Source organism: Bradyrhizobium sp. AUGA SZCCT0105 (assembly GCF_018129565.1).
Taxonomy (GTDB): domain Bacteria; phylum Pseudomonadota; class Alphaproteobacteria; order Rhizobiales; family Xanthobacteraceae; genus Bradyrhizobium.
In genome coordinates this window covers 666,280-692,334 of sequence record NZ_JAFCMK010000004.1, presented here as the reverse complement: position 1 = coordinate 692,334, position 26,055 = coordinate 666,280, and the positions used below count along the sequence as shown (strand labels likewise).

The following is a 26,055-nucleotide window of genomic DNA, read 5'->3' as shown; positions in this document are numbered from 1 at the left end:
ACCGTTGTTTCTTCGGCGCTGCCCGTTATTGCGCCCTCTCCCCTTGCGGGAGAGGGCTGCACCGGTCACGCAACAAACTCACTTGGGAGAGGGGTTGCCTCCGCGGAACGACTTTGTTCGTGGAGAGACACCCCTCTTCCGGCAGCCTACGGCTGCCACCTTCCCCCGCAAGGGGGGAAGGTACTTCTTAGGCCGGCGTGAAGAACGGCAGCGGGGCGCCGTCGGTCGGCTTCCACACCACCTTGACCTTCTGGCCGATCTTCACCTGCTCCAGATCGCAATCGACGATGTTGGTCTGCAGCGACGGACCTTCCTTCAGCGTCACATAGGCGATCGCATACGGACCGGTCGGCGATTTCCGCGTCAGGCTGTAGGTGTACACCGTGGCCTCGCCGCTCGACTCTTCCCACACCGTCTTGTCGGAGAAGCAGAACGGGCAGATCGCGCGCGGGAAGTAATGCGCCTCGCCGCAGGTGGTGCAGCGCTTGATCATGAACTTGCCCGCCTTCGCCGCTTCCCAGAACGGCGCGGTCTCCGGATTGGTCACCGGGGCATTGTACTTCTTGGCTTCAGACATCACGCACGCTCCAGAATGCAGGTAGAGGCGGCGTGGCGAACGCCGAGCAGACCGCCGGTGCCGTGGGCGATCGCGAGGTCGCAGTTCTGCACCTGCACCTTCGGATGCGCCTCGCCGCGCAGCTGGCGCACCGCCTCGAGGATTTTCGTCATGCCGCCGCGGTTGACGGGATGGTTGCTGCACAGGCCGCCGCCATCGGTGTTGAACGGCAGCTTGCCGACGCCGGAGATCAAATTGCCGTCGGCGACAAACTTGCCGCCCTCGCCCTTCTTGCAGAAGCCGAGGTCTTCGAGCTGCATCAGCACCGTGATGGTGAAGCTGTCATAGATCGAGGCGTATTTGATGTCCTTCGGCGTCACGCCCGCTTCCTCGAAAGCACGCGGGCCGGACCACACGCCGGCGGAATAGGTCAGATCGAGATCCTTGCCGCCGCGCGGGCCCTTCATCGCCTCGCCATGACCGATCAGGCGCACCAGCGGCTTCTTCAGGCTCTTGGCGATCTCCGGCGTCGTGACGATCATCGCGCCGCCGCCGTCGGTGACGACGCAGCAGTCCATCCGGTGCAGCGGGTCGGAGATCATCGGCGAGTTCAGCACGTCCTCGACGGTGACGACCTCCTTCAGCATCGCATGCGGATTGTATTGCGCGTGATGCGAGGCCGCGACCTTGATCCAGGCGAGCTGCTCGGAGGTGGTGCCGTAGTCGTGCATATGGCGCATGGCACACATGCCATAGGCATTGTGCGTGGTAGCCCCGTAAGCCAATTCGAAATCGGCCTCGGCGCCGGAGGCGCGCGGCGGCATCGGGCCGGTGCGCGGCTTGCCTGCCAGCGTGACCAGCGCGACCGAGCACTTGCCCGCAGCAATCGCCTCGGCGGCGTGGCCGAGATGGATCAGATAGGAACAGCCACCGGTCTCGGTGGAGTCGACGTGACGCAGCTTCTTGGTGTTGAGACCGAGGTAATCGACCATCGGCCACAGCCCGCCCGGCGCATCGCCGGCGCAGAAATAGCCGTCGATGTCGTCCTTGGTGAGCCCGGCATCCTCGATCGCACCCTTGGCGACCTCGGCGTGCAGCTGTGCTGTTGATTTATCGGGTGCATGCCGGGTGGGATGCTCGTAGATCCCGGCAATGTAGGCCTTGCCCTTGATGGTCAAATCGCTCTCCGCTGGCGTTTCTCGCTCCAGCGTTTTTCTGAACCGACGGCGCGACCTTGGCAAGCGCGGAAATATTCCGTCAGGCGAGACTGCGACGAGCGCACAATATGCGCGCCCCAAAACGGATGTCGTCCCGGCCTAGTGCGCAATTGCGCATGGGGGCCGGGACACATAACCACAGGGCTGCCTTGCGAGATAAGGCTGTGGCCCCAGCATCGCGCAACAATGAACTGCGGTGGTTATGGGTCCCGGGTCGCGCTTCGCTTGCCCGGGACGACACTGAATATGCAGCTAGACCTACTCCGCCGCCATCTGCCGCGGCGCGGGCGGCGGGTTGGCGAGGTCGGCGGCGAGTTGCGCGTAGCGAACCTTGGCCTCCTTGATCGCCTTGTCCTTCACCGGGCCGTAGCCGCGGATGCGGTCGGGCAGCGACAGCAGTTCGACCGCGATGTCGTGATTGAGCGGCGACAGCAGATTCAACACCGTCGCGACATCCTTTTCGTAGCCCGCGATCAGGTCGCGCTCGAGCTTGCGGTCGGCGTTGTAGCCGAAGATGTCGAGCGGCGTGCCGCGCAGGAAGCGGAATCGCGCCATCACCTTGAACGCGGACATCATCCACGAACCGAAGGCGCGCTTCTTCGGACGGCCCTGCGCATCGAGCCCGCCGCCGAGGATCGGCGGGGCGAGATTGAAGTTGAACTTGAAGTCGCCCTCGAACTGATCGCGCAGCTGCTTCTCGAAGCGGCCGTCGGTGAACAGCCGCGCCACCTCATACTCGTCCTTGTAGGCCAGCAGCTTGGCATAGTTGATCGCCACCGCGCGCGGCAGCGCCTCGCCATAGCCACCCTTGGTGGCGGTCTCGCGGACTTGGTCGACCAGCTTGCGGTAGCGCTTTGCCAGACGCGCGTTCTGATAGCCGGTCAGAAGGTCCATGCGATGGATGATGATCTCGTCGAGCGACATCGCATCCAGCGACTTGACCGGCGCGACGTCATCCTGCCCCTTCATCATCGCGGCGAGCCGCGCCGGATCGGCCGCGGCCAGACGTCCGAGCTGGAACGCCTGCGTGTTCATCTTGATCGAGACGCCGTTGACCTCGATCGCCTGCTGGATCGATTCCGCCGACAGCGGCAGCAGCCCGCGTTGATAGGCAAAGCCCATCATCATGATGTTGGTGGCGATGGAGTCGCCGAGCAGCGCCTCGGCCGGCTTGGTGAAGTCGAAGAAGGCGGAGTCCTTGCGCAGCTCGGTCTCCAGCACGCTGTTGACCTTGCGGCTCTGGAAATTGAAGTCGCGGTTGAGGATGAAATCCGCGGTCGGGATGATGTGGCTGTTGATGATGCCGACGGTGCGGCTCGCCTCGCACAGCGAGATGGTGTCCTTCGACACCGCCACGACCTCGTCGGCGGCGAGCACGAGATCGGCCGTGCCGGTCACGATACGCGAACAGGTCACATCAGCGGTGTGCTCGGAGAGCCGGACATGGCTCAGCACCGCGCCGCCCTTCTGCGCGAGGCCGGACATGTCGAGGATCATCGAGGCCTTGCCTTCGATATGCGCGGCCATGCCGAGCAGCGCGCCGATCGTCAGCACGCCGGTGCCGCCGACGCCGCCGACCGCGATGTTGTAGGGCCGGTCGAGCGCGGGCTTCGAGGCCGGCTCCGGCAAGGCGCCGATATCGCCGAGCTCGGTCGGCGCGCGCCGCTTCAGGGTGCCGCCGTCGACCGTGACGAAGGACGGGCAGAAGCCCTTCACGCAGGAATAGTCCTTGTTGCAGGTCGACTGGTTGATGGTGCGCTTGCGCCCCAATTCGGTCTCGAGCGGCTCGACCGAGATACAGTTCGACTGCACCGAGCAGTCGCCGCAGCCTTCACAGACGGCAGGATTGATCAGCACGCGGCGCGCCGGATCTTCCATCAGGCCGCGCTTGCGGCGACGGCGCTTTTCCGCGGCGCAGGTCTGCACGAACACGATCGCCGAGGTGCCCTTGGTGTCGCGGCACATCTTCTGGACGTTCTCGAGCTCATCGCGATGGAACAGCTTGACGCCAGGCGCAATCGTGTCGGCCGGATAGGAACCCGGGTTTTCCGAGACCAGGTAGATCTCGCGAATGCCTTCGGCGTGCAGCTGGAAGGTGATCTTCTGCGGCGACAGGTCGCCGTCGTGGTGCTGGCCGCCGGTCATGGCGACGGCGTCGTTGTAGAGGATCTTATAGGTGATGTTGGCCTTGGAGGCGATCGACTGGCGGATCGCAAGAATGCCGGAGTGGAAGTAAGTCCCGTCGCCGAGATTGGCGAAGATGTGGTTCTCGTTGGTGAACGGCGCGATGCCGACCCACGGCACGCCCTCGCCGCCCATGTGGGTAAAGGTCTCGGTCGAGCGGTTCATCCACAGCGCCATGAAGTGGCAGCCGATGCCGCCGAGCGCGCGGCTGCCTTCCGGCACCTTGGTCGAGGTGTTGTGCGGGCAGCCCGAGCAGAAGTACGGGGTGCGGCTGACGGGTGCGGTCGCCTGCATCTGCGACGACTGGCGGCCGTTGAACCAGTCAGCCTTGGCGCGCAGCATCTCGGCGATTTCAGGATTGAGATTAAGTCGAAGCAGCCGTTCGGTGAGCGAGCTCGCAAGCGAGGCTACGCTGAGCTCGGCGGCAAAGGTCAGGAACCGCTTGTCGTGATCGTCCATCTTGCCGACGATGCGCGGGCGCACGTCGTCGCGCCAGTTGAACAGCTCCTGCTTGACCTGGTTCTCGACGATCTCGCGGCGCTCCTCGACGATAAAAATCTCCTCGAGGCCGACCGCGAAGTTGCGCACGCCTTCCGGCTCCAGCGGCCAGGGCATGCCGATCTTGTAGAGGCGGATGCCAATCTTCGCGGCGATCTCGGGCGTGATGCCGAGCTCGCGCAGCGCCTGGCGGATGTCCTCATAGCTCTTGCCCGAGGCCATGATGCCGTAGCGCGCGTTCGGCGAATCCATGGTGATGCGGTTGACCTTGTTGGCGCGCGCAAAGGCGATCGCGGCAAAGCCCTTGTAATCCTGCAGCCGGCGGTCCTGCTCGAACCGGTCGTCGGGCCAGCGGATGTTCAGGCCGCCCGGCGGCAGCTCGAAATCGGCAGGAATGATGAACGGCGTCATCTCGTCGGTGAGGTCGATCTCGGCCGTGGTCTCGACCGTCTCGGTGATCACTTTCATACCGACCCAGCAGCCCGAGTAGCGCGACATCGCGATGCCCAGCAGGCCCATCTCGATCATTTCGTGGATGCTGGAGGGGTAGAGGTAGGGCATCAGCGCGGAGATGAAGGCGTGGTCGGACTGATGCGGGACGGTGGAGGATTTTGCGCCGTGATCGTCGCCGGCAAGGCAGAGCACGCCGCCATGCTTGGCGGAGCCCGCTGCATTGCCGTGGCGGAAGACGTCGCCGCAGCGGTCGACGCCGGGGCCCTTGCCGTACCAGATGCCGACCGCGCCATCATATTTGGCGCCGGGCGACAAAGCGAGCTGCTGCGAGCCCCAGATCGCGGTGGCCGCCAGGTCTTCGTTCACGCCGGGCTGGAATTTGATGTTGTATTGTTCGAGATGCTTGCGGGCGGCGAACAGCTGCTGGTCGTAACCGCCGAGGGGGGAACCGCGATAGCCGGAGATGAAGCCTGCCGTGTTGAGGCCTGCGGCGCGGTCGCGTCTGATCTGCGCCATGGGCAGGCGGACCAGCGCCTGGATGCCGGTCATGAAGACGTGACCGGTGCCCTGGGTGTATTTCTGGTCGAGGCTGATAGGCCCTTGGTTGATTCCCATTTAGCCCTCTTTGCGCTGGTCGCGACGCCTGCTTTTTAGCTAGTCATCCGAACTTGTTAGAACCAGTCTATGTCGGATTTTCGGGGCCGCGCAGCACAATTCTGGGCGACGACGCCGGTCGCCCAAAAATCGCAACTTAGTGCCGGGAATATCGGAGCGCCGTTTCGGTTTCTGTCGCAGGACAGGCCCGCGGCGAAATGGCGTAACGCGTCTTGTAGACCGGAAGGTGAATGGATGCGGCGACGACGTCGAACGACCGGTGCGATTCTGGTCAGCATGCTGTTGTGCAGTGCGTTCGCGGCCCGCGAATGCACCGCCGCGCCAACCGGCGACGACATCGTCGCCCGGGGCAAGGCGCTCACGATTGCCGGCGACTGCGCAAGCTGCCACACCGCCGATCCGGCCAAGCCTTTCGCCGGCGGCAAGCGGATCGACACGCCGTTCGGCGCGGTGTTCTCGCCGAACCTGACCCCCGATCGCGATACCGGCATCGGCGGCTGGAGCGACGACGATTTCCTGCGCGCGCTGCGGATGGGTGTCTCGCCGGACGGGGCGCATTATTACCCCGCCTTCCCCTACCCGTCTTTCACCAAGCTGATCCGCGACGACATCCTGGCGATCCGCGCCTATCTCGCGACGCTGGCGCCGGTCAGCAACAAGACACCGCCGCCGAAGCTCCGCTGGCCGCTGAACTACCGCGGGCTGATGCGGGCCTGGAACGCCCTGTTCTTGACGCCGGGGATCATCCAGCCGGATCAGAGCAAGACCGCGGAATGGAATCGCGGCCGCTACCTCGTCGAGGCCCTCGCCCATTGCGGCGCCTGCCACACGCCGAAGAATGTGTTCGGCGCCGACAGACGCGACCAGGAGTTCGGCGGCAGCATGGTGCAGGGCATGTTCGCGCCGAGGCTCGACGGCGCCGCGCGCAGCGGGCTGAAATCCTGGAGCGCCGGCGACATCGCTGAATATCTGCAGAGCGGCCGCAACGGGCACAGCCATGCCGGTCCGTTGATGTCCGAGGTGGTGGTCAATTCAACCTCGAAGATGAGCGACGCAGATGTGCGCGCGATCGCGGTCTATCTGAAGAGCCTGCCGGCCGGCGCGCCGGAACCTGCGGTCACCCCGCCCTCACCGGCGCAGATGAGCAACGGCGAGCGGATCTATCGCGGCGCCTGCATCGCCTGCCATGAGCTCGACGGCTCCGGCGCACCGCGGATCTATCCGCCGCTGCCCGGCAACGCCAATCTGCAGTCGGCCAACCCGGCGAGCACGCTGCGCATCATCCTCGACGGTGCGCAGACCGTGACCACGCCGCGCGCGCCGAACGCAGGCTCGATGCCGGCCTATCCAAAACTCACCGACCAGGAGGTCGCCGATGTCGCGACCTATATCCGCAATGCCTGGGGCAATGCGGCTCCGGCCGTGAGCGCGGACGAGGTCGCCAAGGCGCGGACCGCGAAATGAAGGCGCGGACGGCGAAATAGTGGTTCAGCGATCCTCGCCGCTGAACACGAATTTCGGCATCTCCCATTTGTAGCGGATCGCCAGCAGCCGGAACGTCAGTCCGAGGACGAAGGTCAGCCCGGTCCAGAGCCAGTCGTTGAGCTGGAGTCCGAACGCGGTCGCATAGAACAGCCCGGTCACCACGGAGACGCTGGCGTAGAGCTCGCTGCGAAACAACAGCGGCACCTCATTGCAGAGGATGTCGCGCAGCACGCCGCCGGCGCAGCCGGTGATCATGCCGGAGACGATCACGATCGGCAGCGACGCGTCGACCTGCCAGGCCACGTCGCAGCCGGCCATGGTGAACACCACGAGCCCGATCGCATCGAGCACCAGGAATGCGAGATTAAGCCGGTGCACCAGCCGCGCCAGCAGGATGGTGGCGAAGGCGCCCGCCGCCGCAATCGCAAGGTAGATCGGATGCTCGACCCAGAGCAGCGGATAGTGCCCGAGCAACACGTCGCGGATCGTGCCGCCACCGAGCGCGGTAATCGCCCCGAGCATGCAAACCCCGGCCCAATCCATGCTGCGCCTGCCGGCCGCGAGCGCCGCCGTCATCGATTGCGCCGCAACGGCGATGAACGAGAGCACGTGCAGCACCGAATCGGTGGGCGGCATGGTCCACATGGAAAAGTCCTCATGGAACAGTCGGAACCTAGAGCCTATCCCGTTCCGATTGAATCGGAACGGGGCTCTAGATTCTTGTTTTGACGCGTTTTCTTCACGCGAACCGGTATCCACTTCGCTCGAAAACGCTCTAGGCGGCGCTTGATGGTGACGCTGTGGACCTGACGCTGTTGCCGCATCGGTTTTAAACGCTCGCTATTCGCCGGCTTTGAGCGTAGAGTCGCGTCATCACCGCCCATCCACGGCATCCACCGGTGACTGAGGGTAACGTAGGGCTCCCGCCAACAGATGAGGAGCATACGTGTCTGGGTTTCGTCTGGCCGATTGGATCGTGCCGCCGGTGATCGTTCCCCTGTTTCTTTTGCTCCTGGTGGCCGCTGCCGCCGTCTTGCATGGATAAGGCACCTCAACGATGAATTCGTCAGTGCCGGCGTTTGGCCACGCCAGGCCGACGCTTGATGCGACCGGCAACGCGCAAGCGCGCAGTCGGCGCACAACCAAAATCACGAAATGCTCAGTGTGATGATCGCCCGGAAAGGCACCTGTATGAGAACGCTGCTATTCGCCGCGGTTGCGGCCGGCCTGCTTGCACAAGGCGCGCTCGCCGCAGAACCGGCCTGCCACAAGATCGAAGGCACGGTCGGTCGTCTCGCCTGCTACGATGCCGCGTTCCCTCCGACGGTCAAGAAGCCTCCGGCCATCGATAGCAACGCGCCGCGATCCGAATACAAGGACCCGTTGATCGCGGAAGATGCCCGCGTTGCGGCGAAGCTGAAGAATATCTGCCGCGGCTGCTGAGATCTGCGACCACGCGCACGGGAGCGGGAGACAGCGAGGGCGATCGATGGTTTCGTCATATGCCCTGTCCGACGCGTTTCCAGCTTCGGCGCGATCAAGATTTCCGCGCCCGTTGTGACGACAAACGCTGCGTGCGGCGTTCGCCGCCGGCGTCAACCGCGTCTCTTGGCAGCACAAAGGAGCCTTCATGGCCCGCGAAACGACCTACGTCGTGCAGGCATTCAACGCCGGCAAGGGTGGGCATCTGAAGCCCGACTCTCCAATCGTCTGCAAGACGGCAAATGGCGCGCTGCGAACGGCAGAGCGCCTGGCGTTGAGCAAGCTCGCCGTCGTCGCATTCTCGTCCACCGGCGACCCCGAAATGGGCGACTATGATGATGAGCCCATGGTCTTCTTCCGGAAGGGTGAGCTTCCGGCCAATTTCGGCTGAATCCCTGGTTGCGAGTGAGCGAGCAGGTACGTACGGGAGGACCTAGATGAGCGAGCGACTTGAAACACTGAAGAAGGCCCGCGATCGCATGATCGAGGACAGGGACGCACATGCGAAAGTGCTGGCCGCTCCGTTCGATCGTGACAAGGCGGAGCGGGCCCGCAGCAAGTTCGTCGAAGTGCAGGCGCTGGTTGAAGCCCTGGACCGCGCCATCAGCGCGGAGGACTCCGCTACAGCAAGGGACTAAAGCCGGAAACCGCACGCGGCTGACGGAGCGCCAGCTCGCGATCGGCGTTCACCTCTTGCCGTATTCGGTGAAAACGTAATCGCGGTTTTGCACCACGGTGTGGCAGGCATAGCCGCACTTCGCGTCGTTCTCCTGTGGCGGATTGTCCGTCGTGGTGGCCGGCCTGAACACATCCGACGCCGCATCATACTCGAACGCGCCGTATCCCCATCCGCCGCTGTCTGCGAACCGCTTGCTGTCCTTCACCATGAAGTCGACGTCGTGCTGCGTACCCGGCACCGTCGGCTGACCGGGATACGCCTCTTGCTTTTTCGGGATCCAATGGATCTTCGCCATCCTGGCGCCGTCCGGAAACGGCTTGCCATTGCCGGGCACGCCCTCGCGGTAGGCACCGATCATCGCCGGATTGCCCAGGATCACGGCGATGACGCCTTCGTTCTCGCTGATCGCGATCACCGACCAGTCCTCGTATCCCCTGAACTCGGAGAACGCGAGCCCACCGGGCACTTGCAGACTGTATTTGTCCTGCGCGGAAATCGCGACACCGGTCGCGAGAACGGAAATCGAAACCGAAGCAACGAGATTGATCAGCGAGCTCTTCCGCATGGTCGTATCTCCCTCAATCGATTTGGCGGCGGATATTCTCTTGCTGGAAATTCCTCTTATCGCGTTGCCTTCTCCGAGGCCCAAGGCTGCGCGGACCGTTGGTCGCGGGAACGAATTACAGCATGGAATGGCGCGGAGCGAAATGGGGCCGCTGCCATGGTCCGCGGCCCGAAGCACCGGCGTGAGCACCTATTGACAAGCGTCCCATCGCGCCAGAAGACTCAAGGGTCATCGTCGTGCATCCGACCCCAGGGGATTCCGATGTCCCTCGACTTTCGCTTCCATCGCACTCCCGTCGACGTTCTCGCTTACGAGCTCGCCGAGGAGAAGGCCTCCGCGCTCGGACGCATGGGCCGCGCGCTGGAGCAGGCTCTCGCTAGATTGCGCGAGCTCGATGCCGCTCATCCGCGCGCTGAAGCACCGGCATCCGCCCAACAGGCGCGGCGCATCCTGGTGCGGGAAGCTGGCCATGCGCTCTGGATGTTCGTGGTGCAGCGGGAAGCGTGCGGCATGCGCGACAGCCGCGCGATCATGCGCACATACAATGTGCCCGGCGAGGTACAGCACTGCATGGGCCCGATGCTCGCCACATCGACCGCATCGCCATAAAGGCGTGGACCGCCACCGCGCTGCAGCAGTGGCCGACGAGCATTCCCACAGACCAAGGTCGAATTTACCGGGCGGACCGAAGGACTAGATTTCGGATTGCAAGACCGTGTCATGAAGGGATGTCGTACTCCCGCGATGGCGATCGGTTAGGCCGCGCGCGATCCAGGACCGGCTTCCTTGAGGCCTGCATGGGCACGCCCCGCGATTTGCGGCCCTGCCCCAACCAAACAAATAACCGGGCATCGATACCCCCGTCCACTGCCGTGGACGGGGGACGAAACGCATTCCAGATGGCCCGAACATGTCGGGCCAGGGAGATGTACAATGACGACATTGGACATTGCAGTCGCCCCGCTCCCGGAAGCCGAGCATCATGCGCAATTGCGTCGCGCATTGATTGCCAGCACGGTAGGCACCACCATCGAATGGTACGACTTTCTGCTCTACAGCACGGTGACCGGCCTGGTCTTCGGCAAGCTGTTCTTTCCCAAGTCCGATCCTTTGGTCGGCGTGCTGGAGGCCTTCGCCATCTACACGGTGGGCTTCATCGCGCGGCCGATCGGTGCCGCGATCTTCGGCCACTTCGGCGATCGCATCGGCCGCAAGGCGACGCTGATCGCCACGCTGCTGTTGACCGGGATCGCCACCGCGGCGGTCGGCCTCGTCCCCACCTATGACCAGATCGGCATCTGGGGCGCCGTCATCCTGACCGTCATCCGTTTCCTCCAGGGTGTCGGCGTCGGCGGCGAGTGGGGTGGCTCGGTGCTGCTCTCGATGGAGTGGGCGCGAACCAACAAGCACCGTGGCTTCATCACCTCGTGGCCGCAGCTCGGCGGCCCCGCCGGGTTGCTGCTGGCAAATATCGCGGTGCTGGTGTTCAGCCGAATCTCCGGCGACCAGTTTCTGGTCTGGGGCTGGCGCATTCCGTTCCTGCTCAGCCTCGTGATGATCGCGATCGGGCTCTACATCCGGCTCGGCATCATGGAGACGCCGACGTTCCGGCGGATCGTGGCCGAGAATCGCGTCGCGCGCGTTCCGGTGATCGAGGTGATCAGGAGGCAGCCGCGGTCGATCATTCTCGCAGCGCTGGCGCGGATGGCCGAACAGGCGCCGGCCTACATCTATCTCGCCTTTGTGTTCGCCTACGGCACCCAGGTCATCCACCAAGACCGCGACTTCCTGCTGATCTGCCTGATCTGTGCCGGTCTCGTTTCACTCGTCACCATCCCGCTGGCCGGGCACCTGTCGGATCGCATCGGGCGCAAGCGGATGTATCTGATCGGCTCGGTCCTGACCGGGTTGTTCGGCTTCGTCTATTTCGGCCTGCTGAACACCGCAGCGCCGGCGCTGATCTTCATCGCCATCGTGCTGTCATTCGTGCCGCACGACCTGATGTATGGTCCGCAAGCGGCGCTGATCGCCGAATGCTTCACGCCGCGGCTGCGCTACAGCGGCTGCTCGATCGGCTACCAGCTCTCCTCGGTCATCTCAGGCGGACCGGCACCGTTGATCGCCACTGCGCTGCTGGCCGCCACCGGCTCCGGCTACGTGATCGCGCTCTACATTCTGTTCTGCGCGGTGGTCAGCATTGTCGCGACCGCGATGATGCCCGACTACACCAACAAGGACATTTCGGAGGAGCACGACAGGCCCTGATGGAGTGATCCAAACGACGTCCGCAAAAAAATGCGCGGGCCGCCTCGATCGGTGTCGAGGCGTGCCCGCGCATTGAACTCGCGGATGCTGAATTAGCCGTGCGCTAGTGCACGCTGACGGCCTGCAGCTCGTTGCTCCAGGCGTTCGCGATCGCGGCTTCGCGGCTGTCGGTCAGCATGATCGGCGTGCCGTCGGCGGCATGCAATGCGAACAGCTTGAGGCCCGGCGCGATCTTCGGCGCCTGCGGAAAGAGGTCCGGCACGTCCTCGGAACGGACCTGCTTCACATAGGCGATATGGCCCTCGCCTAGATGGGCCAGCGCTTCCGGCGTGACGCTCTCGGATTGGAAGATGATATTCGCTTCACTCATGGTCTCGACTCCTCAGTCAGATAAGCGGTCGAGTCCGCTCGTTGTTTCTATTATTCGTGTTCATTGATAGCGATTGTCTTAACGACCCGTTCAGGTTCCGGCCTGGCCAGGTCGATCGACAACAACCCGTTCTTCAGATCCGCGCCCAGCACCTGCATCCCCTCCGCCAGCACGAAGGTGCGCTGGAAGTGGCGCGCGGCGATGCCGCGATGGATGTATTGCCGAGCCTTGTCGTCCTGCTGGCGGCCGCGGATGACGAGCTGATTTTCCTCAATAGTTACATCGAGTTGGTCGCGGGTGAAGCCCGCCACCGCCAACGTGATGCGCAACCGCTCGGGCTGCCCGTTGGTACGGTCGCACCGCTCGATATTGTACGGAGGATAGCCGTCAGCGCCCTTCACGACGCGGTCGAGCGCACGCTCGATCTCGTCGAATCCCAGAAGGAACGGACTGGACAACGATGGAACACGAGACATTACAAAGTCCTCTCGAAGCGACTTTGAGGGGCCCTTGCGGCACCCCATGCAACCGGCGGGCCGCTTGCCCGTCGGTCATAAGCCAATATGGGAGTGATCTGGATAGCGTTCAAGCGCTTCTGAAACCAGCGTAAATGCCGCCTGACGCATATCGGTTCTGATCAAATCAGGACCGATATATTCCACTTTTTGTTTTGGGCGCGTTTTCTTCATGCGAACCGGTGTCCACTTCGCTCGAAAACGCGCCAGGATGGCCCCCGATCGTTCCTGATCGGTTACGGGCCGACGCGCTTGCGGCCGTCAGCGGTAAAAAGATGCAGTTTGTCGCGCGGCGCGACCGCCCGGATCTGCTCGCCGATCGCAGGCCCCGTGGCGCCGGGAACCCGGACGATCACCTCGCCCGGCGGCAGCTCGCCCGGATTGGCGGCGATGGCCCGTTCCTCGCGCTGGCGGCTGCCATAGACGAAGGTCTCGGCGCCGACATGCTCGATCGCCTCGACCGTCAGGCCGAGCGCGACGCCGCCGGATGCGGTCTCGCCGGTGATCACGAAATCCTCCGGCCGGATGCCGACGATGCCGGCACCATCGGCGCCCCCGATCTGGGATTGCAGCTCGTCCGAGCGCAGCGGCATCAGGTTCATCGGCGGGGCGCCGATGAAGGAGGCGACGAAGGTGGTCGCCGGCTTCTGATAGATTTCCAGGGGATTGCCGATCTGCTCGACCTGGCCGCCATTCATGACCACGAGGATGTCGGCGAGCGTCATCGCCTCGAGCTGGTCGTGGGTGACGTAGATCGAGGTGGTGTTGAGCCGGCGCTGCAGCTTGCGGATCTCGACCCGCATCGCGATGCGCAGCTTGGCGTCGAGGTTCGACAGCGGCTCGTCGAACAGGAAGACTTTCGGCTGCCGCACGATGGCGCGGCCCATCGCGACGCGCTGGCGCTGGCCGCCGGACAGCTGCCGCGGCTTGCGCTCCAGCATCGGCGAGAGCTCAAGCACGCGCGCGGCCTCCTCGACGCGGGTCTTGACCTCGGCTTCGGCCATGCCGCGGTTGCGCAGGCCGTAGGCCATGTTGTTGTAGACGCTCATATGCGGATAAAGCGCGTAGTTCTGGAACACCATCGCGATGTCGCGATCGGCGGGCTCGATCTGGTTGACGATGCGGCCGCCGATGTCGATCTCGCCGCCGGTGATGGTCTCGAGCCCCGCGACCATGCGCAGCAGCGTGGACTTGCCGCAGCCGCTTGGGCCGACCAGCACGCAGAACTGGCCGTCGCCGACGTCGACATCGACGCCCTTGATGGCCTCGAAGCCGCCGGGATAGGTCTTGCGGACGCTGCGCAGCGTGACGTTAGCCATTACTTTTCCGTCTCCACCAATCCGCGCACGAACAGTTTCTGCATCACGACGACGACGAACACCGGCGGCAGCATCGCGAGCAGCGCGGTCGCCATCACGACGGGCCATTCGGTCAGCGCGTCGGTCGTGGTGATCATCTTGCGGATGCCGACCTGGATGGTCTGCATGTCGTCGCGCGTGGTGATCAAAAGCGGCCAGAGATACTGATTCCAGCCGAGGATGAACAGGATCACGAACAGCGCGGCCATGTTGGTGCGCGACAGCGGCAGCAGCGTATCCCAGAAGAAGCGGAACGGGCCCGCGCCGTCGATGCGCGAGGCCTCCAGCAATTCATCCGGCACGGTCATGAAGAACTGCCGGAACAGCAGCGTTGCGGTGGCCGAGGCGATCAGCGGCAGCGACAGGCCGGCATAGCTGTCGAGCAGATGCAGGTCGGCGACGATCTTGTAGGTCGGATAGATGCGCACCTCGACCGGCAGCATCAAGGTGATGAAGATGATCCAGAAGATCGCCATCCGGAACGGAAAGCGGAAATAGACGATCGCATAGGCCGAGATGATCGAGATCGCGATTTTGCCGACCGCGATCAAGAGCGCCATGATCAGCGAGTTCAGCATCATGTTGAGCACCGGCTCGCGGGTCGAGCCGCTCGTGCCGACAAACAGCGTCTGGTAGTAGGTCTTGAAGAAATGGCCGCCGGGCAACAGCGACATCTGGCCATTGGCGATGACGGCGTTGTCCTGGGTCGAGGCGACGATCGCCAGATAGACCGGGAAGGCGACGATCGCGATCCCGATCCACAGGATGGCGTGAGCCAGATAGCGCTGGAAACCCTCCTCCTCGACCATCAGTAGGTCACCTTGCGTTCGACGAAGCGGAACTGGATGCCGGTCAGCACGATGACGATGACCATCAGGATGACCGACTGTGCCGCGGAGGAGCCGAGATTGCCGCCGAGCAGGCCATCGGTATAGACCTTGTAGACCAGCGTTTCGGTCGCCTTGCCCGGGCCGCCGCGGGTCATCGTGTCGATGATGCCGAAGGTGTCGAAGAAGGCGTACACGATGTTGATCACCAAGAGGAAGAAGATGGTCGGCGACAGCAGCGGGAAGATCACGGTCCAGAACCGCCGCATCGGGCGGGCGCCGTCGATCGCAGCGGCTTCGATCACGCTCTTCGGGATGCTCTGCAGCCCGGCAAGGAAGAACAGGAAATTGTACGAGATCTGCTTCCAGGCCGCGGCGAGGATGATCAGGGCTGCGGCCTGGTCGCCGTCGAGCAGCGGATTCCAGTCGACGCCCATGGCGCGCAGATAGCGCGACAGCACACCGAGCGAGGGGTGCAGCATGAACACCCAGAGCACGCCGACCACCGGCGGGGCGACGGCGTACGGCCAGATCAGCAGCGTGCGGTACAGCGTCGAGCCGCGCAGCGGCTTGTCGGCCATCACCGCGAGCAGCAGCGCGAACGACAACGAGGACACCGCGATCGCAAGCGAGAACGCGAAGGTTCGGACGATGGCGGCGAAATAGGCCGGGTCCTTGAACAATTCGAGATAGTTCTCGAACCACACGAAGGTGGTCGAAAGGCCGAAGGCGTCCTGCAGCAGGAAGGATTGGATCACCGCCTGCGCGGCCGGCCAGTAGAAAAAGATCAGGACGATTGCGAGTTGCGGGGCAACCAGCGCGTAAGGCAACAGCTTTGACTGGAAAATCGCTTGCTTTTGCATGATCTCGGCAAAATGGCAGGCCGCGTTTGCGGCCTGCCGGTTGATGGTCTCAAGACATCATGTCAGTGGACGGCGGTCTTTTCAAACTGCCGCAGCATCTGGTTGCCACGTTCGACGGCCGAGTCCAGCGCCTGCTTGGCGGTCTTCTTGCCGGCCAGCGCCTGCTCGATCTCCTCCGACCACATGTCGCGGAGCTGCACCATGTTGCCGAGGCGCAGACCGCGGGAATTCTCGGTCGGCTCCTTGTTGGTGAGTTCGAGCAACGGGGTCTCGAGATAGGGCTGGTCCTTGTAGAAGCCCTCTTCCTTGGCCTTGGCGTAGGCTGCCTTCGTGATCGGCAGATAGCCCGAGGCCTTGTGGATCCAGATCTGGCGATCGGTGTCGGAGAGGAAGGTCAGGAACTTGGCCACGCCCTTGTATTCTTCGGCCGACTTGCCGCCCATCACCCACAGCGAGGCGCCGCCGATGATCGAGTTCTGCGGCGCGCCCTTGACGTCGGGATAATACGGCATCGGCGCGGCGGTGAAGTTGAACTTGGCCTGCGCCTTGACGTTGCCGAAGAAGGCCGACGAGGTCAGGTAGATCGGGCACTCGCCCGCGGTGAAGCGGCCTTCGCCGGTGTTGGTGCGGCCGGCATAGTCGTAGGTCTTGTCCTTTTGCAGCTCGACCAGGTTCTCGAGATGCTTGACCTGCAGCGGACCGTTGAATTCGAGCACGGTGTCGAAGCCGTCGAGGCCGTTGGCCTTGCTGGCGAGCGGCACGTTGTGCCAGGCCGAGAGCTGCTCGAGATTGACCCAGGTGACCCACGAGCCGGAGAAGCCGCAGGTGGTGTAGCCGGCCGCCTTCAGCTTCTTGGCGTCCTCGAACACTTGCGGCCAGGTCTTCGGAATCTCCGCGATGTTGGCCTTCTTCAGCGCATCGAGATTGACCCACATCACGGTCGACGACGAGTTGAAGGGGAACGACAGCATCTCGCCCTTTGAGGTCGAGTAATAGCCGGTGATCGCGGGCAGATAGACGCTCGGATCGAACTTCTCGCCGGCGTCGGCCATCAGCTTGTAGACCGGTTTGACGGCGCCGGTGGCGGCCATCATCGTTGCGGTGCCGACCTCGAACACCTGCATGATGTGCGGCGCGTTGCCGGCGCGGAACGCAGCGATGCCGGCGTTCATGGTGTCGGCGTAGCCGCCCTTGTAGGTCGGGATCACCTTGTAGTCGGACTGCGAGGCGTTGAAATCGTTGGCCAGCTTGACGATGACGTCGTTGTTGGCGCCGGTCATCGCGTGCCACCACTGAATCTCCGTCACTGCAAACGCAGGCGACGCGAATACAAGCGTGGCAGCAGCTGCCGCAGCAGCGCCGAGTCGTCTGAAAATCATCAAAAGCCCCTCCCGGTTGGAACGTCATCTTTCGTTGCGCGCGTTAACAGCGCCGGATGACGTTCAAATGACCGTATAAACGAAAGCCATGGTACGGGGGAAGCCGAAGCAAAGGGAAGCGCTAAAAAAGGCGGAGAACGCAGCCGCGTGCGTGCGGTGCAACGCCGGACGCGACGTTGCACCGCAGGGGCTGACGGTTCTCGAAGACACGGACTCCGCATCACCTCGCCCCGCGTGCGGGGAGAGGCCGGAACGCATCGTTAGATGCGTTCCGGGTGAGGGGGATTCTCCGCAAACGCCGCTACTGTCGTATGCGCGGAGACAGCCCCTCACCCCAACCCTCTCCCCGTAAGAACGGGGCGAGGGAGTGCACCGCCATCGCGGTCGGTATTCGACGTGATCTCCTGACGCGTCAGCGCTGGCGCTGGGGACCGCAGACCACGCCCTTGTCGACCAGGCCGTTGATCTCGTCCTTGGAGTAGCCGAACTCGCCGAGCACTTCCGCAGCGTGCTGGCTGAACTTCGGTGGCGTGCGGCGCAGGCTCGGCTTGGTGCGTTCGAGGCGGATCGGCGAGGCGACGCCCTTGTACCAATCCTTCTCGATGACGTCGCCGCGATGGATCGTGTGCGGGTTGGTCAGCGCCTGGTCGATCTTCTGCACCGGGCCGGCCGGCAAGCCGGCGGCGAGCAGCCGGTTGCACAGCGGTTCGGCCTCGTGCTGGCTGAACACCGCGGCAAGCTCGGCCCTCAGCGCATCGCGGTTGGCGATGCGGTCCTTGTTGCGGGCAAAGCGCGGATCGGTGCCGAGCTCGGGCTTGCCGATTTCCTTGGCGAGCTTGCGGAAGGTGCCGTCATTGCCGACACCGATGAAGATGTTGTCGGTCTTGGTCGGGAAGATCGCGTAAGGCACGAGGTTGGGATGTTCGTTGCCGGTGAGCGACGGCGGCTTGCCATGCATGAAATAGTTCGCGGTGTGCGGATGCATGATCGCAAGCCCGGTCTCGTACAGCGTGGTCTCGATGAACTGGCCGAGCCCCGAGCGCTGCCGCTCCGACAGCGCCATCAGGATGCCGATCGCCGCATAGAGCCCGGTCGTGATGTCGACCAGCGGCACGCCGATGCGCATCGGGCCGCTCTCGGGCGAACCGGTCGCCGCGATCATGCCGGTCATCGCCTGGATGATCGCGTCATAGCCGGGATTGCCGCCGCGCGGGCCGTCGGCGCCGAAGCCGGAGATCCGGCAATGTACGAGGCGCGGAAATTTCGCGCGCAGCACGTCGTTGCCGATGCCCCATTTGTCGAGCGTGCCCGGCTTGAAGTTCTCGATCAGCACGTCGGCGGTTTCGAGCATCTTCATCAGCACCGCGCGTCCACCCTCGGAGGCGAGGTCGAGGCCGATCGAGCGCTTGTTGCGGTTGATGCCGACGAAATAGGCCGCGTCTTCCTCATGGAAGGGAGGGCCCCAGTCGCGCACCTCGTCGCCGGCGGGCGGCTTGACCTTGATCACGTCGGCGCCGTGGTCGGCAAGGATCTGGGTGCAATACGGGCCGCCGAGCACGCGCGTCAGATCGATCACGCGCAGTCCGGTCATCGCGCCGGTAGCCGCTGGGGTATTCATGGAAACAACCTTCGCTCAGTTGGGATCGGAAAACGAGGGTCCCAGAGCTAACGGTCTTCAGGCGAGGCAGCAATGCTTCCGTCGGCGCAGGCCCATGCAGCAGGCGGCGCGTGCGTTCGCCAAGCGAACTGAAAAGAGCGAACTGGCATCCGCAATGCAATGCTCTCTTGAAATGCAATAGTCCGCCACGCGGGACGTGGCGGACTATCGGCAGTCGGTGAACTAGACGACGCTCAGCTTGACGTCGACATTGCCGCGGGTCGCGTTGGAATAGGGGCACACATGGTGGGCCTTCTCGACCAGCGCTTCGGCGTCAGCGCGGGAGAGGCCGGGCAGCGAGACGGCGAGGTCGACGGCAAGGCCGAAGCCGCCTTCCGAACGCGGGCCGATGCCGACCGTCGAGGTCACCGAGGCGTCGGCGGGAACCTTGGGGCCGCCCTGGGAGGCCACGAACTTCATGGCGCCGATGAAGCAGGCGGCATAGCCGGCTGCGAACAGCTGCTCCGGATTGTTGCCGGCGCCACCGCCGCCACCGAGCTCCTTCGGGGTCGTGAGCTTGACGTCGAGCGCGCCGTCGAGCGTTGCCGCATGGCCGTCGCGGCCGCCGGTTGCCTTGGCGCTGGTCTTGTAGAGCACGTTCACAGACATTGTGGTCTCCCTTGGGTTTGGACTTCAGCTTGAATTCAACAAGCCATGTATTGCATCCAATTAGATTGTGCACAATATAAATTATGCGGTCTCACATTTAATTGTTCGCAATTGAATCCGCGGTCCTGTGGGCCCAGAATGACCCGGAAACGAGATGGATTCGATGGGAATCATGGTCAGGAAACAGACGGCGGCGGATCAGGCGCTGCGGCTCGATAACCAGATCTGCTTTGCGGTCTATTCGACCGCGCACGCCTTCAACCGCGTCTACAAGCCGCTGCTCGACCGGCTCGGGCTGACCTATCCGCAGTATCTCGTGATGCTGGCGCTGTGGGAGCGCGACGACGTGCCGGTGAAGGACCTCGGCGAGCGGCTGTTCCTGGATTCCGGCACGCTGACGCCGCTGCTGAAACGGCTGGAAGCGGCGGAACTGATCAGGCGAACCCGCAGCACCGAAGACGAGCGGGTGGTGCTGATCGCGCTGACGCCGCAGGGCCACGCGCTGCGTGAAAAGGCCAAGGCCGTTCCGCAGTCGATCCTCGCGGCCTCGGACTGTACGGTTGGCGAGTTGATGGCGATGAAGAACGAGATCGTCGCGCTGCGCGACCGGCTCAATGCGGTGCTGGGGGAGTAGCGGGCGCGAAACGGGGCGCGCTTGTTAGGGCTGCACCGGCACTCTGCAAGTCGCGCACTGGAAATCACTGCCGCGCTCGTCGTGACGAATCTCGAAGCCCTCCGGGACCAGTTCGATCCGATTTCGGAAGGGCGTGATCTCCGAAAGCCGGGCATGGCCCGTGCGCTGGCACCTCGGGCACCGCAAGAATTCGGTCCAGCTGGAATCGCGCATGGCTTGGCGTCCGTTGGCACCGGAGAAGATAGCAACCAATGGACGCTCGAGCTTTGTTCTGGATCAAAAATGCGGCGCGGAGGTTGCTAGAGGCGCTTCTTGGCGAAGGCGCGGCCGCTATGGGATTTGAGGTATTTCTCGAACGCCAGGGCTTTGTACTTGTCGGGAAATGCGCAGTACCAGACGAGCTGCCACGGCTTGAATTTTGAGGTGTGCGCGGACTTGCCGGCGTTATGCTCGGGAATCCGCCGTTTCAGATCCTCGGTGGCGCCAATGTATTCTTGCTCAGGGAAGTTGATGCTGCGGATGATGTAGACGCACCACATTCGCATCCACTGAGGCCGGACGGGAGTAGAACCCTTGGCAGTCCGTCTTCGCCCTTCGGGCTACGCCGGACACCACGCTTCGCCCTTCAGGCAACTCGTGGCTGCGCCACGCGTAGCCCGAAGGGCGAAGCGTGGTGGAGCCAGGCGGGATCGAACCGCCGACCTCTTGCATGCCATGCAAGCGCTCTCCCAGCTGAGCTATGGCCCCTTATCCAGTTGGGATGATCCTGGGGGATCGATCCCGGCCCGCGCGGCCTGGATGACTCGCGCGGCAGCACCGTTGATCATAGATCGGCGCCGATCTCAAGTCTCTTCGTCACCGCCGACGTCACCAATAATATCGGTCACGTCCTCATCGCCCTCTTCCTCGTCGGCGATGAAGGTCGAATCGTCGTCGTCATCGTCGTCGATGGTCTCGTCGACCTCGATATCGTCCTCGGATTCGGGAACCACGGCCTTGACCTTGCCGGTGTTCTCCTCGGCATCGGCCTCCTCGAGCGAGACCAACTCTTCGGTCTCGGCCGCCTCGGGCATCTCGGCGGCGGTCGCAGGTGAACTGACGGTGGCGCCACGGCCGCCCCGCGGCGGGGCTACGGGCGCGATCGGCACGACCTCGCCGGTGTAGGGCGAAATCACCGGATTCTTGTTGAGGTCGTAGAACTTCTTGCCCGTGGTCGGGCAAATGCGCTTGGTTCCGAGCTCGGACTTGGCCAACGTGGTCATCCCAGAATTTTGCTGAAAAACGGTGCTTCACTTGGCTAGTTGAGGAGCCGCTGTCAATAGCGGTTTGCGCGCAAGTGACGGGCGCGTGACGCGGTGTTGCCTATGTGATACCTGCCGCGGCGCGAGAGGACACAATCTTGGCCCATTCCGACACCCCGACCCCGCTGGAATCGCGCGTTTGCGGCCCCCTGGCCGGCAAGGTCCGCGTTCCCGGCGACAAATCGATTTCCCACCGTGCCCTGATCCTCGGGGCGCTTTCGGTCGGCGAAACCCGCATTTCCGGCCTTCTGGAGGGCGAGGACGTCCTCAATACCGCCAAATCCATGCGCGCGCTGGGCGCCAAGGTGGAGCGGACAGCGCCCTTTGCCTGGTCGGTCTCGGGCGTCGGCGTCGGGGGCTTCGCCCAGCCCTCGGCGCCGCTCGATTTCGGCAATTCCGGCACCGGCTGCCGGCTGGTGATGGGTGCGGTGGCCGGCTGCCCGATCGCGGCCATTTTCGACGGCGACGCCTCGCTGCGTACGCGGCCGATGCGCCGGATTCTCGATCCCTTGGAGCTGATGGGCGCCCGGACCAGCGACGTCAGGGAGGGCGGCCGGCTGCCGCTCACCCTGCACGGTGCCCGCTATCCGGTGCCGATCGTCTACAAGACGCCGGTCGCCTCGGCCCAGATCAAGTCCGCGGTGCTGCTGGCGGGCCTGTCCGCGCCCGGCATCACCACGGTGATCGAGCAGGAGGCGAGCCGCGACCACACCGAGCTGATGCTGAAGCATTTCGGCGCCGAGATCTCCACGGAGAAGGAAGGCAGCCACGGCCGCAGGATCTCGCTGAACGGTGAGCCCGAGCTGCACGGCGCGGAGGTCGTGGTGCCCGCCGATCCGTCCTCGGCCTCGTTCCCGATCGTCGCGGCGCTGATCGTCGAAGGGTCCGACGTCGTGTTCTCCGACGTGATGACCAATCCGCTGCGCACCGGCCTGTTCACCACATTGCGCGAAATGGGCGCCTCGATCGAGGAGAGCGATCTGCGCGGCGATGCCGGCGAGCCGATGGCGCAATTGCGCGTGCGGGCCTCGAAGTTGAAGGGCGTCGAGGTGCCGCCGGAGCGCGCGCCGTCGATGATCGATGAATATCTGGTGCTGGCGGTTGCGGCGGCGTTTGCCGAGGGCACCACGATCATGCGCGGCCTGCAGGAGCTGCGCGTCAAGGAGTCCGACCGTCTCGAAGCCACCGCCGACATGCTGCGCGTCAACGGCGTCAAGGTCGAGGTTTCCGGCGATGACCTGATCGTCGAGGGCCGCGGCCACGTTCCGGGCGGCGGCCTTGTTGCCACCCATATGGATCATCGCATCGCGATGTCGGCGCTGGTGATGGGTTGTGCTTCGGATCGGCCGGTGAAGATCGATGACACCGCCTTCATCGCCACCAGTTTCCCGGATTTCATACCGATGATGCGCGCGCTCGGAGCTGACTTCGCATGATCATTGCCATCGACGGACCCGCCGCCTCCGGCAAGGGCACGCTCGGCAAGCGGCTCGCCCACCACTACGGCTACCGCCATCTCGACACCGGCGTGATCTACCGCGCGGTGGCCTATGCGATGATGGCGCAGGGCGCCGATCTCAACGATGAGGCGCTGGCGGTGGCCGTCGCGCTCGAGCTCGATCCCGAGAAGTTCGGCAATCCGATCCTGAAGACCCAGAAGGTCGGCGAGGGCGCATCTGTCGTCTCGGCCTTTCCCAAGGTGCGCGAGGCGCTGGTCAACTTCCAGCGCCAGTTCGCCGCCGATCCGCCCGGTGCGGTGCTGGATGGACGCGACATCGGCACCGTGATCTGCCCGGACGCCGACGTGAAGATCTTCGTAGTGGCCGATCCCCGCGTGCGGGCGCGGCGGCGCACCCTGGAGGCCCGCGCCCGCGGCGAGGACGCCGACGAGGAGGCGGTGCTGGCTGACATCCTCAAGCGCGACGAGCGGGACAAGAACCGTGCCGTTGCGCCGTTGCGGCCGGCGGCGGACGCCCACACGCTGGACAATTCCAATCTCGACATCGAGGCCGGCGTCCGCGCCGCCATCGCCATCGTCGAGGCGGCGCGCGCCCGGCGCTGATCCCGCCGCCAAGCCCCGGAAAAGAAAAAGCGCGATGACGAGGTCACCGCGCCAGGCGCACCTAGATCGTGTGGTTTTGGAGCCATTGGATCAGTTCTTCGACCAGTAGCGGTCGAACGGCAATTCCTGCTCGGCCATGCTGAGCAGCGGCTGCGCCACCGCGGCAGACGTGCCGTGTGCGGCCGGAGCAGCGCCGGGCATCCCGGCAATCGCATTTCCAATCGTCAGGACGGCAATCGCCGCCAGCACCACAAAGCTTTTCATTGGTAATCCCCCTGTTTTGAACGGTGCTATCGTATGGGGTGCTGCTTAAGGGTGGGTTCCGCGGCGTTCTCCTGCGGGGGCATTTCACGCGACTCGGTCAACAGCGCGTTGCGACGCCGGATCTGGAGCGCCGTCGGGGCGCGATTAGCCTTAAGCGCCCGCAAATCGGGCATTTCCGGCTTGCTCAAAATGGGCCCCGGAGCTATATCAGCGCCGTTCGGAGCGCCATCGACCGTGTCGAGGCCGTGTCTGAGCGGGCCGGCGCCGGGTTTGAGCCCTCGCCGCATCTGGAGGAACGCCCGCTCCCAGGTCTTGAAGGCGATATTTTCGTTTCAGGCTCCCGACAATTCAAACGTACCGAACGTGCAGTTTTACTGCCGGCCCGCTGTTGCACCTCCTGCAATGAGCGGTCGTCAGGGTTTGCGGAACCCTGACACTTCGCGCGCGGTGCGCCCATCAACCCGAACGGCCGGCATGATCCCGCATTTGGAGAACAAATGGCTTCGAATACTGTGTCTTCCTATACCCCCACCCGCGACGATTTCGCGGCGATGCTTGATGAATCCTTTGCCGGCGGCAATTTGCAGGAAAGCTCGGTCATCAAGGGCAAGGTGGTTGCAATTGAGAAGGACATGGCCGTCATCGACGTCGGCCTGAAGACCGAAGGCCGCGTGGCGCTGCGCGAATTCGCCGGCCCCGGCCGTGAAAGCGATCTGAAAGTCGGCGACGAAGTCGAGGTGTTCCTCGACCGGATCGAGAATGCGCTCGGCGAAGCCGTGCTGTCGCGCGACAAGGCGCGCCGCGAGGAAAGCTGGGGCAAGCTCGAGAAGGCGTTCCAGAACAACGAAAAGGTCAACGGCGTCATCTTCAACCAGGTCAAGGGCGGCTTCACGGTCGACCTCGACGGTGCGGTGGCCTTCCTGCCGCGCTCGCAGGTCGACATTCGTCCGATCCGCGACGTTGCGCCGCTGATGAACAACTCGCAGCCGTTCCAGATCCTCAAGATGGACCGCCGCCGCGGCAACATCGTGGTGTCGCGCCGCACGGTTCTCGAAGAGACCCGCGCCGAGCAGCGCCAGGAGCTGGTGCAGAACCTCGAAGAGGGTCAGGTGATCGACGGCGTGGTCAAGAACATCACCGATTACGGTGCGTTCGTTGATCTCGGCGGCATCGACGGCCTGCTCCACGTGACCGATATCGCCTGGCGTCGCGTCAACCACCCGACCGAGGTGCTGACCATCGGCCAGACCGTGAAGGTCAAGATCATCAAGATCAACCACGAGACGCACCGCATCTCGCTCGGTATGAAGCAGCTGCTGGATGATCCGTGGCAGGGCATTGAAGCCAAGTACCCGCTGGGTGCCCGCTTCACCGGCCGCGTCACCAACATCACCGACTACGGCGCGTTCGTCGAGCTCGAGCCGGGCATCGAAGGCCTGATCCACGTCTCCGAGATGTCGTGGACCAAGAAGAACATGCACCCCGGCAAGATCGTTTCGACCTCGCAGGAAGTCGAAGTGCAGGTGCTCGAAGTGGATTCGGTCAAGCGCCGCATCTCACTCGGTCTCAAGCAGACCATGCGCAATCCCTGGGAAGTCTTCGTCGAGAAGTTCCCGGTCGGTTCGGTGGTCGAGGGCGAGGTCAAGAACAAGACCGAGTTCGGTCTGTTCCTCGGTCTCGAGGGCGACGTCGACGGCATGGTTCACCTCTCCGACCTCGACTGGAAGCTTCCGGGCGAGCAGGTCATCGACAACTTCAAGAAGGGCGACATGGTCAAGGCCGTGGTGCTCGATGTCGATGTCGAGAAGGAGCGTATCTCGCTCGGCGTCAAGCAGCTCGAAGGCGATCCCTTCGCCGAGCCGGGCGACGTCAAGAAGGGCGCGGTCGTGACCTGCGAAGTGCTCGAAGTGAAGGAGAGCGGCATCGAGGTCCGGATTTCGGGCACCGAGTTCACCACCTTCATCAAGCGGTCCGAGCTGGCCCGCGATCGCAACGACCAGCGCGCCGAACGCTTTGCCGTCGGCGAGAAGGTCGATGCCCGCGTCATCCAGTTCGACAAGAAGGCCCGCAAGGTGCAGGTCTCGATCAAGGCGCTGGAAGTTGCTGAAGAGAAGGAAGCCATCGCGCAGTACGGCTCCTCCGATTCGGGAGCGACGCTTGGCGACATCCTCGGCACCGCGCTGAAGAACCGCGGCACCGACAAGTAAGCCTTCGTCT

27 protein-coding genes and 1 tRNA gene are annotated in these 26,055 nt (G+C 63.9%); 10 read left to right on the top strand and 18 right to left on the bottom strand.

Features of this window, described 5'->3' with window-relative positions; genetic code table 11:
- Positions 1-187 precede the first annotated feature (187 nt).
- The 3 genes from JQ573_RS22825 to JQ573_RS22815 form a co-directional block, all read right to left on the bottom strand.
- Complete coding sequence (locus tag JQ573_RS22825) at positions 188-577, bottom strand: Zn-ribbon domain-containing OB-fold protein (protein WP_212309622.1); 390 nt, start codon at positions 575-577, stop codon at positions 188-190.
- Positions 577-1,734, bottom strand: coding sequence for a thiolase domain-containing protein (locus JQ573_RS22820; RefSeq protein WP_050405615.1), 1,158 nt, complete (start codon positions 1,732-1,734; stop codon positions 577-579). Before JQ573_RS22820 ends, JQ573_RS22825 begins: the two co-directional genes overlap by 1 nt.
- 297 nt (positions 1,735-2,031) lie before the next feature.
- Positions 2,032-5,523, bottom strand: coding sequence for an indolepyruvate ferredoxin oxidoreductase family protein (locus JQ573_RS22815; RefSeq protein WP_212309623.1), 3,492 nt, complete (start codon positions 5,521-5,523; stop codon positions 2,032-2,034).
- 234 nt (positions 5,524-5,757) lie between these two features.
- Here JQ573_RS22815 and JQ573_RS22810 point away from each other — a divergent pair, with 234 nt between their 5' ends.
- A complete protein-coding gene (locus JQ573_RS22810) occupies positions 5,758-6,987 on the top strand; it encodes a cytochrome c (protein ID WP_212309624.1) in 1,230 nt (409 codons plus the stop codon).
- Positions 6,988-7,011: 24 nt separating this feature from the next.
- Here JQ573_RS22810 and JQ573_RS22805 read toward each other — a convergent pair whose 3' ends face one another.
- On the bottom strand, positions 7,012-7,653 hold the full coding sequence (locus JQ573_RS22805) for a trimeric intracellular cation channel family protein (protein WP_212309625.1): 642 nt from the start codon (positions 7,651-7,653) through the stop codon (positions 7,012-7,014).
- A gap of 546 nt (positions 7,654-8,199) precedes the next feature.
- Between JQ573_RS22805 and JQ573_RS22800 the strand changes: the two genes are divergently transcribed.
- The 3 genes from JQ573_RS22800 (at position 8,200) to JQ573_RS22790 (ending at position 9,128) form a co-directional block, all read left to right on the top strand.
- Positions 8,200-8,451, top strand: a complete 252-nt coding sequence (locus JQ573_RS22800; RefSeq protein WP_249132099.1) for a type VI secretion protein — start codon at positions 8,200-8,202, stop codon at positions 8,449-8,451.
- Positions 8,452-8,638: 187 nt separating this feature from the next.
- Positions 8,639-8,881 (top strand): hypothetical protein, encoded by a 243-nt coding sequence (locus JQ573_RS22795; protein ID WP_171947927.1) that lies wholly within the window; start codon positions 8,639-8,641, stop codon positions 8,879-8,881.
- A gap of 46 nt (positions 8,882-8,927) precedes the next feature.
- Positions 8,928-9,128 carry a hypothetical protein gene (locus tag JQ573_RS22790; RefSeq protein ID WP_212312592.1) on the top strand — a complete coding sequence of 67 codons (201 nt, stop codon included), beginning with the start codon at positions 8,928-8,930 and terminating at the stop codon, positions 9,126-9,128.
- A 48-nt stretch (positions 9,129-9,176) separates the two neighbouring features.
- Here the strand turns inward: JQ573_RS22790 and JQ573_RS22785 are convergent, their stop codons facing one another.
- Entirely contained in the window at positions 9,177-9,734 is a 558-nt protein-coding gene (locus JQ573_RS22785) for a cytochrome P460 family protein (RefSeq protein WP_212312589.1), read from the bottom strand.
- A 261-nt stretch (positions 9,735-9,995) separates the two neighbouring features.
- Between JQ573_RS22785 and JQ573_RS22780 the strand changes: the two genes are divergently transcribed.
- Together JQ573_RS22780 and JQ573_RS22775 are read left to right on the top strand one after the other, a co-directional pair.
- Positions 9,996-10,343 carry a DUF6665 family protein gene (locus tag JQ573_RS22780; RefSeq protein WP_212312580.1) on the top strand — a complete coding sequence of 116 codons (348 nt, stop codon included), beginning with the start codon at positions 9,996-9,998 and terminating at the stop codon, positions 10,341-10,343.
- Between the two features lie 324 nt (positions 10,344-10,667).
- On the top strand, positions 10,668-11,999 hold the full coding sequence (locus JQ573_RS22775) for an MFS transporter (RefSeq protein WP_212312579.1): 1,332 nt from the start codon (positions 10,668-10,670) through the stop codon (positions 11,997-11,999).
- A 103-nt stretch (positions 12,000-12,102) separates the two neighbouring features.
- On the opposite strand, the gene JQ573_RS22770 is transcribed toward JQ573_RS22775, so the two are convergent.
- From JQ573_RS22770 to JQ573_RS22730, 9 genes are all read right to left on the bottom strand, one after another.
- Positions 12,103-12,369: a DUF1150 domain-containing protein gene (locus JQ573_RS22770; RefSeq protein WP_176534635.1), complete on the bottom strand. Its 267-nt coding sequence runs from the start codon at positions 12,367-12,369 to the stop codon at positions 12,103-12,105.
- Positions 12,370-12,419: 50 nt separating this feature from the next.
- Positions 12,420-12,845: an Hsp20 family protein gene (locus tag JQ573_RS22765; RefSeq protein ID WP_092120814.1), complete on the bottom strand. Its 426-nt coding sequence runs from the start codon at positions 12,843-12,845 to the stop codon at positions 12,420-12,422.
- Positions 12,846-12,920: 75 nt separating this feature from the next.
- Positions 12,921-13,058: a hypothetical protein gene (locus JQ573_RS22760; protein ID WP_212312577.1), complete on the bottom strand. Its 138-nt coding sequence runs from the start codon at positions 13,056-13,058 to the stop codon at positions 12,921-12,923.
- 62 nt (positions 13,059-13,120) lie between these two features.
- Positions 13,121-14,203 (bottom strand): sn-glycerol-3-phosphate import ATP-binding protein UgpC, encoded by a 1,083-nt coding sequence (locus JQ573_RS22755; protein ID WP_212312575.1) that lies wholly within the window; start codon positions 14,201-14,203, stop codon positions 13,121-13,123.
- Complete coding sequence (ugpE, locus tag JQ573_RS22750; protein WP_212312573.1) at positions 14,203-15,051, bottom strand: sn-glycerol-3-phosphate ABC transporter permease UgpE; 849 nt, start codon at positions 15,049-15,051, stop codon at positions 14,203-14,205. Before ugpE ends, JQ573_RS22755 begins: the two co-directional genes overlap by 1 nt.
- Positions 15,051-15,932, bottom strand: a complete 882-nt coding sequence (gene ugpA / locus JQ573_RS22745; RefSeq protein WP_212312565.1) for a sn-glycerol-3-phosphate ABC transporter permease UgpA — start codon at positions 15,930-15,932, stop codon at positions 15,051-15,053. The genes ugpE and ugpA overlap by 1 nt, the downstream gene beginning before the upstream one ends.
- Before the next feature lie 62 nt (positions 15,933-15,994).
- The gene (ugpB, locus tag JQ573_RS22740; RefSeq protein WP_212312564.1) at positions 15,995-17,311 is read right to left on the bottom strand and encodes a sn-glycerol-3-phosphate ABC transporter substrate-binding protein UgpB; all 1,317 of its coding nucleotides are present in this window, start codon (positions 17,309-17,311) and stop codon (positions 15,995-15,997) included.
- 412 nt (positions 17,312-17,723) lie between these two features.
- Positions 17,724-18,929: a CaiB/BaiF CoA-transferase family protein gene (locus JQ573_RS22735; protein WP_249132098.1), complete on the bottom strand. Its 1,206-nt coding sequence runs from the start codon at positions 18,927-18,929 to the stop codon at positions 17,724-17,726.
- Positions 18,930-19,151: 222 nt separating this feature from the next.
- Positions 19,152-19,577 (bottom strand): organic hydroperoxide resistance protein, encoded by a 426-nt coding sequence (locus JQ573_RS22730; RefSeq protein ID WP_076863571.1) that lies wholly within the window; start codon positions 19,575-19,577, stop codon positions 19,152-19,154.
- 172 nt (positions 19,578-19,749) lie between these two features.
- Between JQ573_RS22730 and JQ573_RS22725 the strand changes: the two genes are divergently transcribed.
- The gene (locus tag JQ573_RS22725; protein ID WP_212312971.1) at positions 19,750-20,211 is read left to right on the top strand and encodes a MarR family winged helix-turn-helix transcriptional regulator; all 462 of its coding nucleotides are present in this window, start codon (positions 19,750-19,752) and stop codon (positions 20,209-20,211) included.
- A gap of 299 nt (positions 20,212-20,510) precedes the next feature.
- Here the strand turns inward: JQ573_RS22725 and JQ573_RS22720 are convergent, their stop codons facing one another.
- The 3 genes from JQ573_RS22720 to JQ573_RS22710 form a co-directional block, all read right to left on the bottom strand.
- Positions 20,511-20,750 (bottom strand): GIY-YIG nuclease family protein, encoded by a 240-nt coding sequence (locus JQ573_RS22720; protein WP_212312562.1) that lies wholly within the window; start codon positions 20,748-20,750, stop codon positions 20,511-20,513.
- 132 nt (positions 20,751-20,882) lie between these two features.
- Positions 20,883-20,958, bottom strand: a tRNA-Ala gene (locus JQ573_RS22715).
- Positions 20,959-21,053: 95 nt separating this feature from the next.
- Positions 21,054-21,464, bottom strand: coding sequence for a TIGR02300 family protein (locus tag JQ573_RS22710; protein ID WP_092126373.1), 411 nt, complete (start codon positions 21,462-21,464; stop codon positions 21,054-21,056).
- A 146-nt stretch (positions 21,465-21,610) separates the two neighbouring features.
- On the opposite strand from JQ573_RS22710, the gene aroA reads away from it, so the two are divergent.
- Positions 21,611-22,948 (top strand): 3-phosphoshikimate 1-carboxyvinyltransferase, encoded by a 1,338-nt coding sequence (gene aroA, locus JQ573_RS22705; RefSeq protein WP_212312560.1) that lies wholly within the window; start codon positions 21,611-21,613, stop codon positions 22,946-22,948.
- Positions 22,945-23,574, top strand: coding sequence for a (d)CMP kinase (gene cmk / locus JQ573_RS22700; protein WP_176534641.1), 630 nt, complete (start codon positions 22,945-22,947; stop codon positions 23,572-23,574). Before aroA ends, cmk begins: the two co-directional genes overlap by 4 nt.
- A 90-nt stretch (positions 23,575-23,664) precedes the next feature.
- On the opposite strand, the gene JQ573_RS22695 is transcribed toward cmk, so the two are convergent.
- Positions 23,665-23,838, bottom strand: a complete 174-nt coding sequence (locus tag JQ573_RS22695; protein ID WP_212312558.1) for a hypothetical protein — start codon at positions 23,836-23,838, stop codon at positions 23,665-23,667.
- A gap of 497 nt (positions 23,839-24,335) precedes the next feature.
- Here JQ573_RS22695 and rpsA point away from each other — a divergent pair, with 497 nt between their 5' ends.
- A complete protein-coding gene (gene rpsA / locus JQ573_RS22690; protein WP_050404279.1) occupies positions 24,336-26,045 on the top strand; it encodes a 30S ribosomal protein S1 in 1,710 nt (569 codons plus the stop codon).
- The last annotated feature ends 10 nt before the right edge of the window (positions 26,046-26,055 follow it).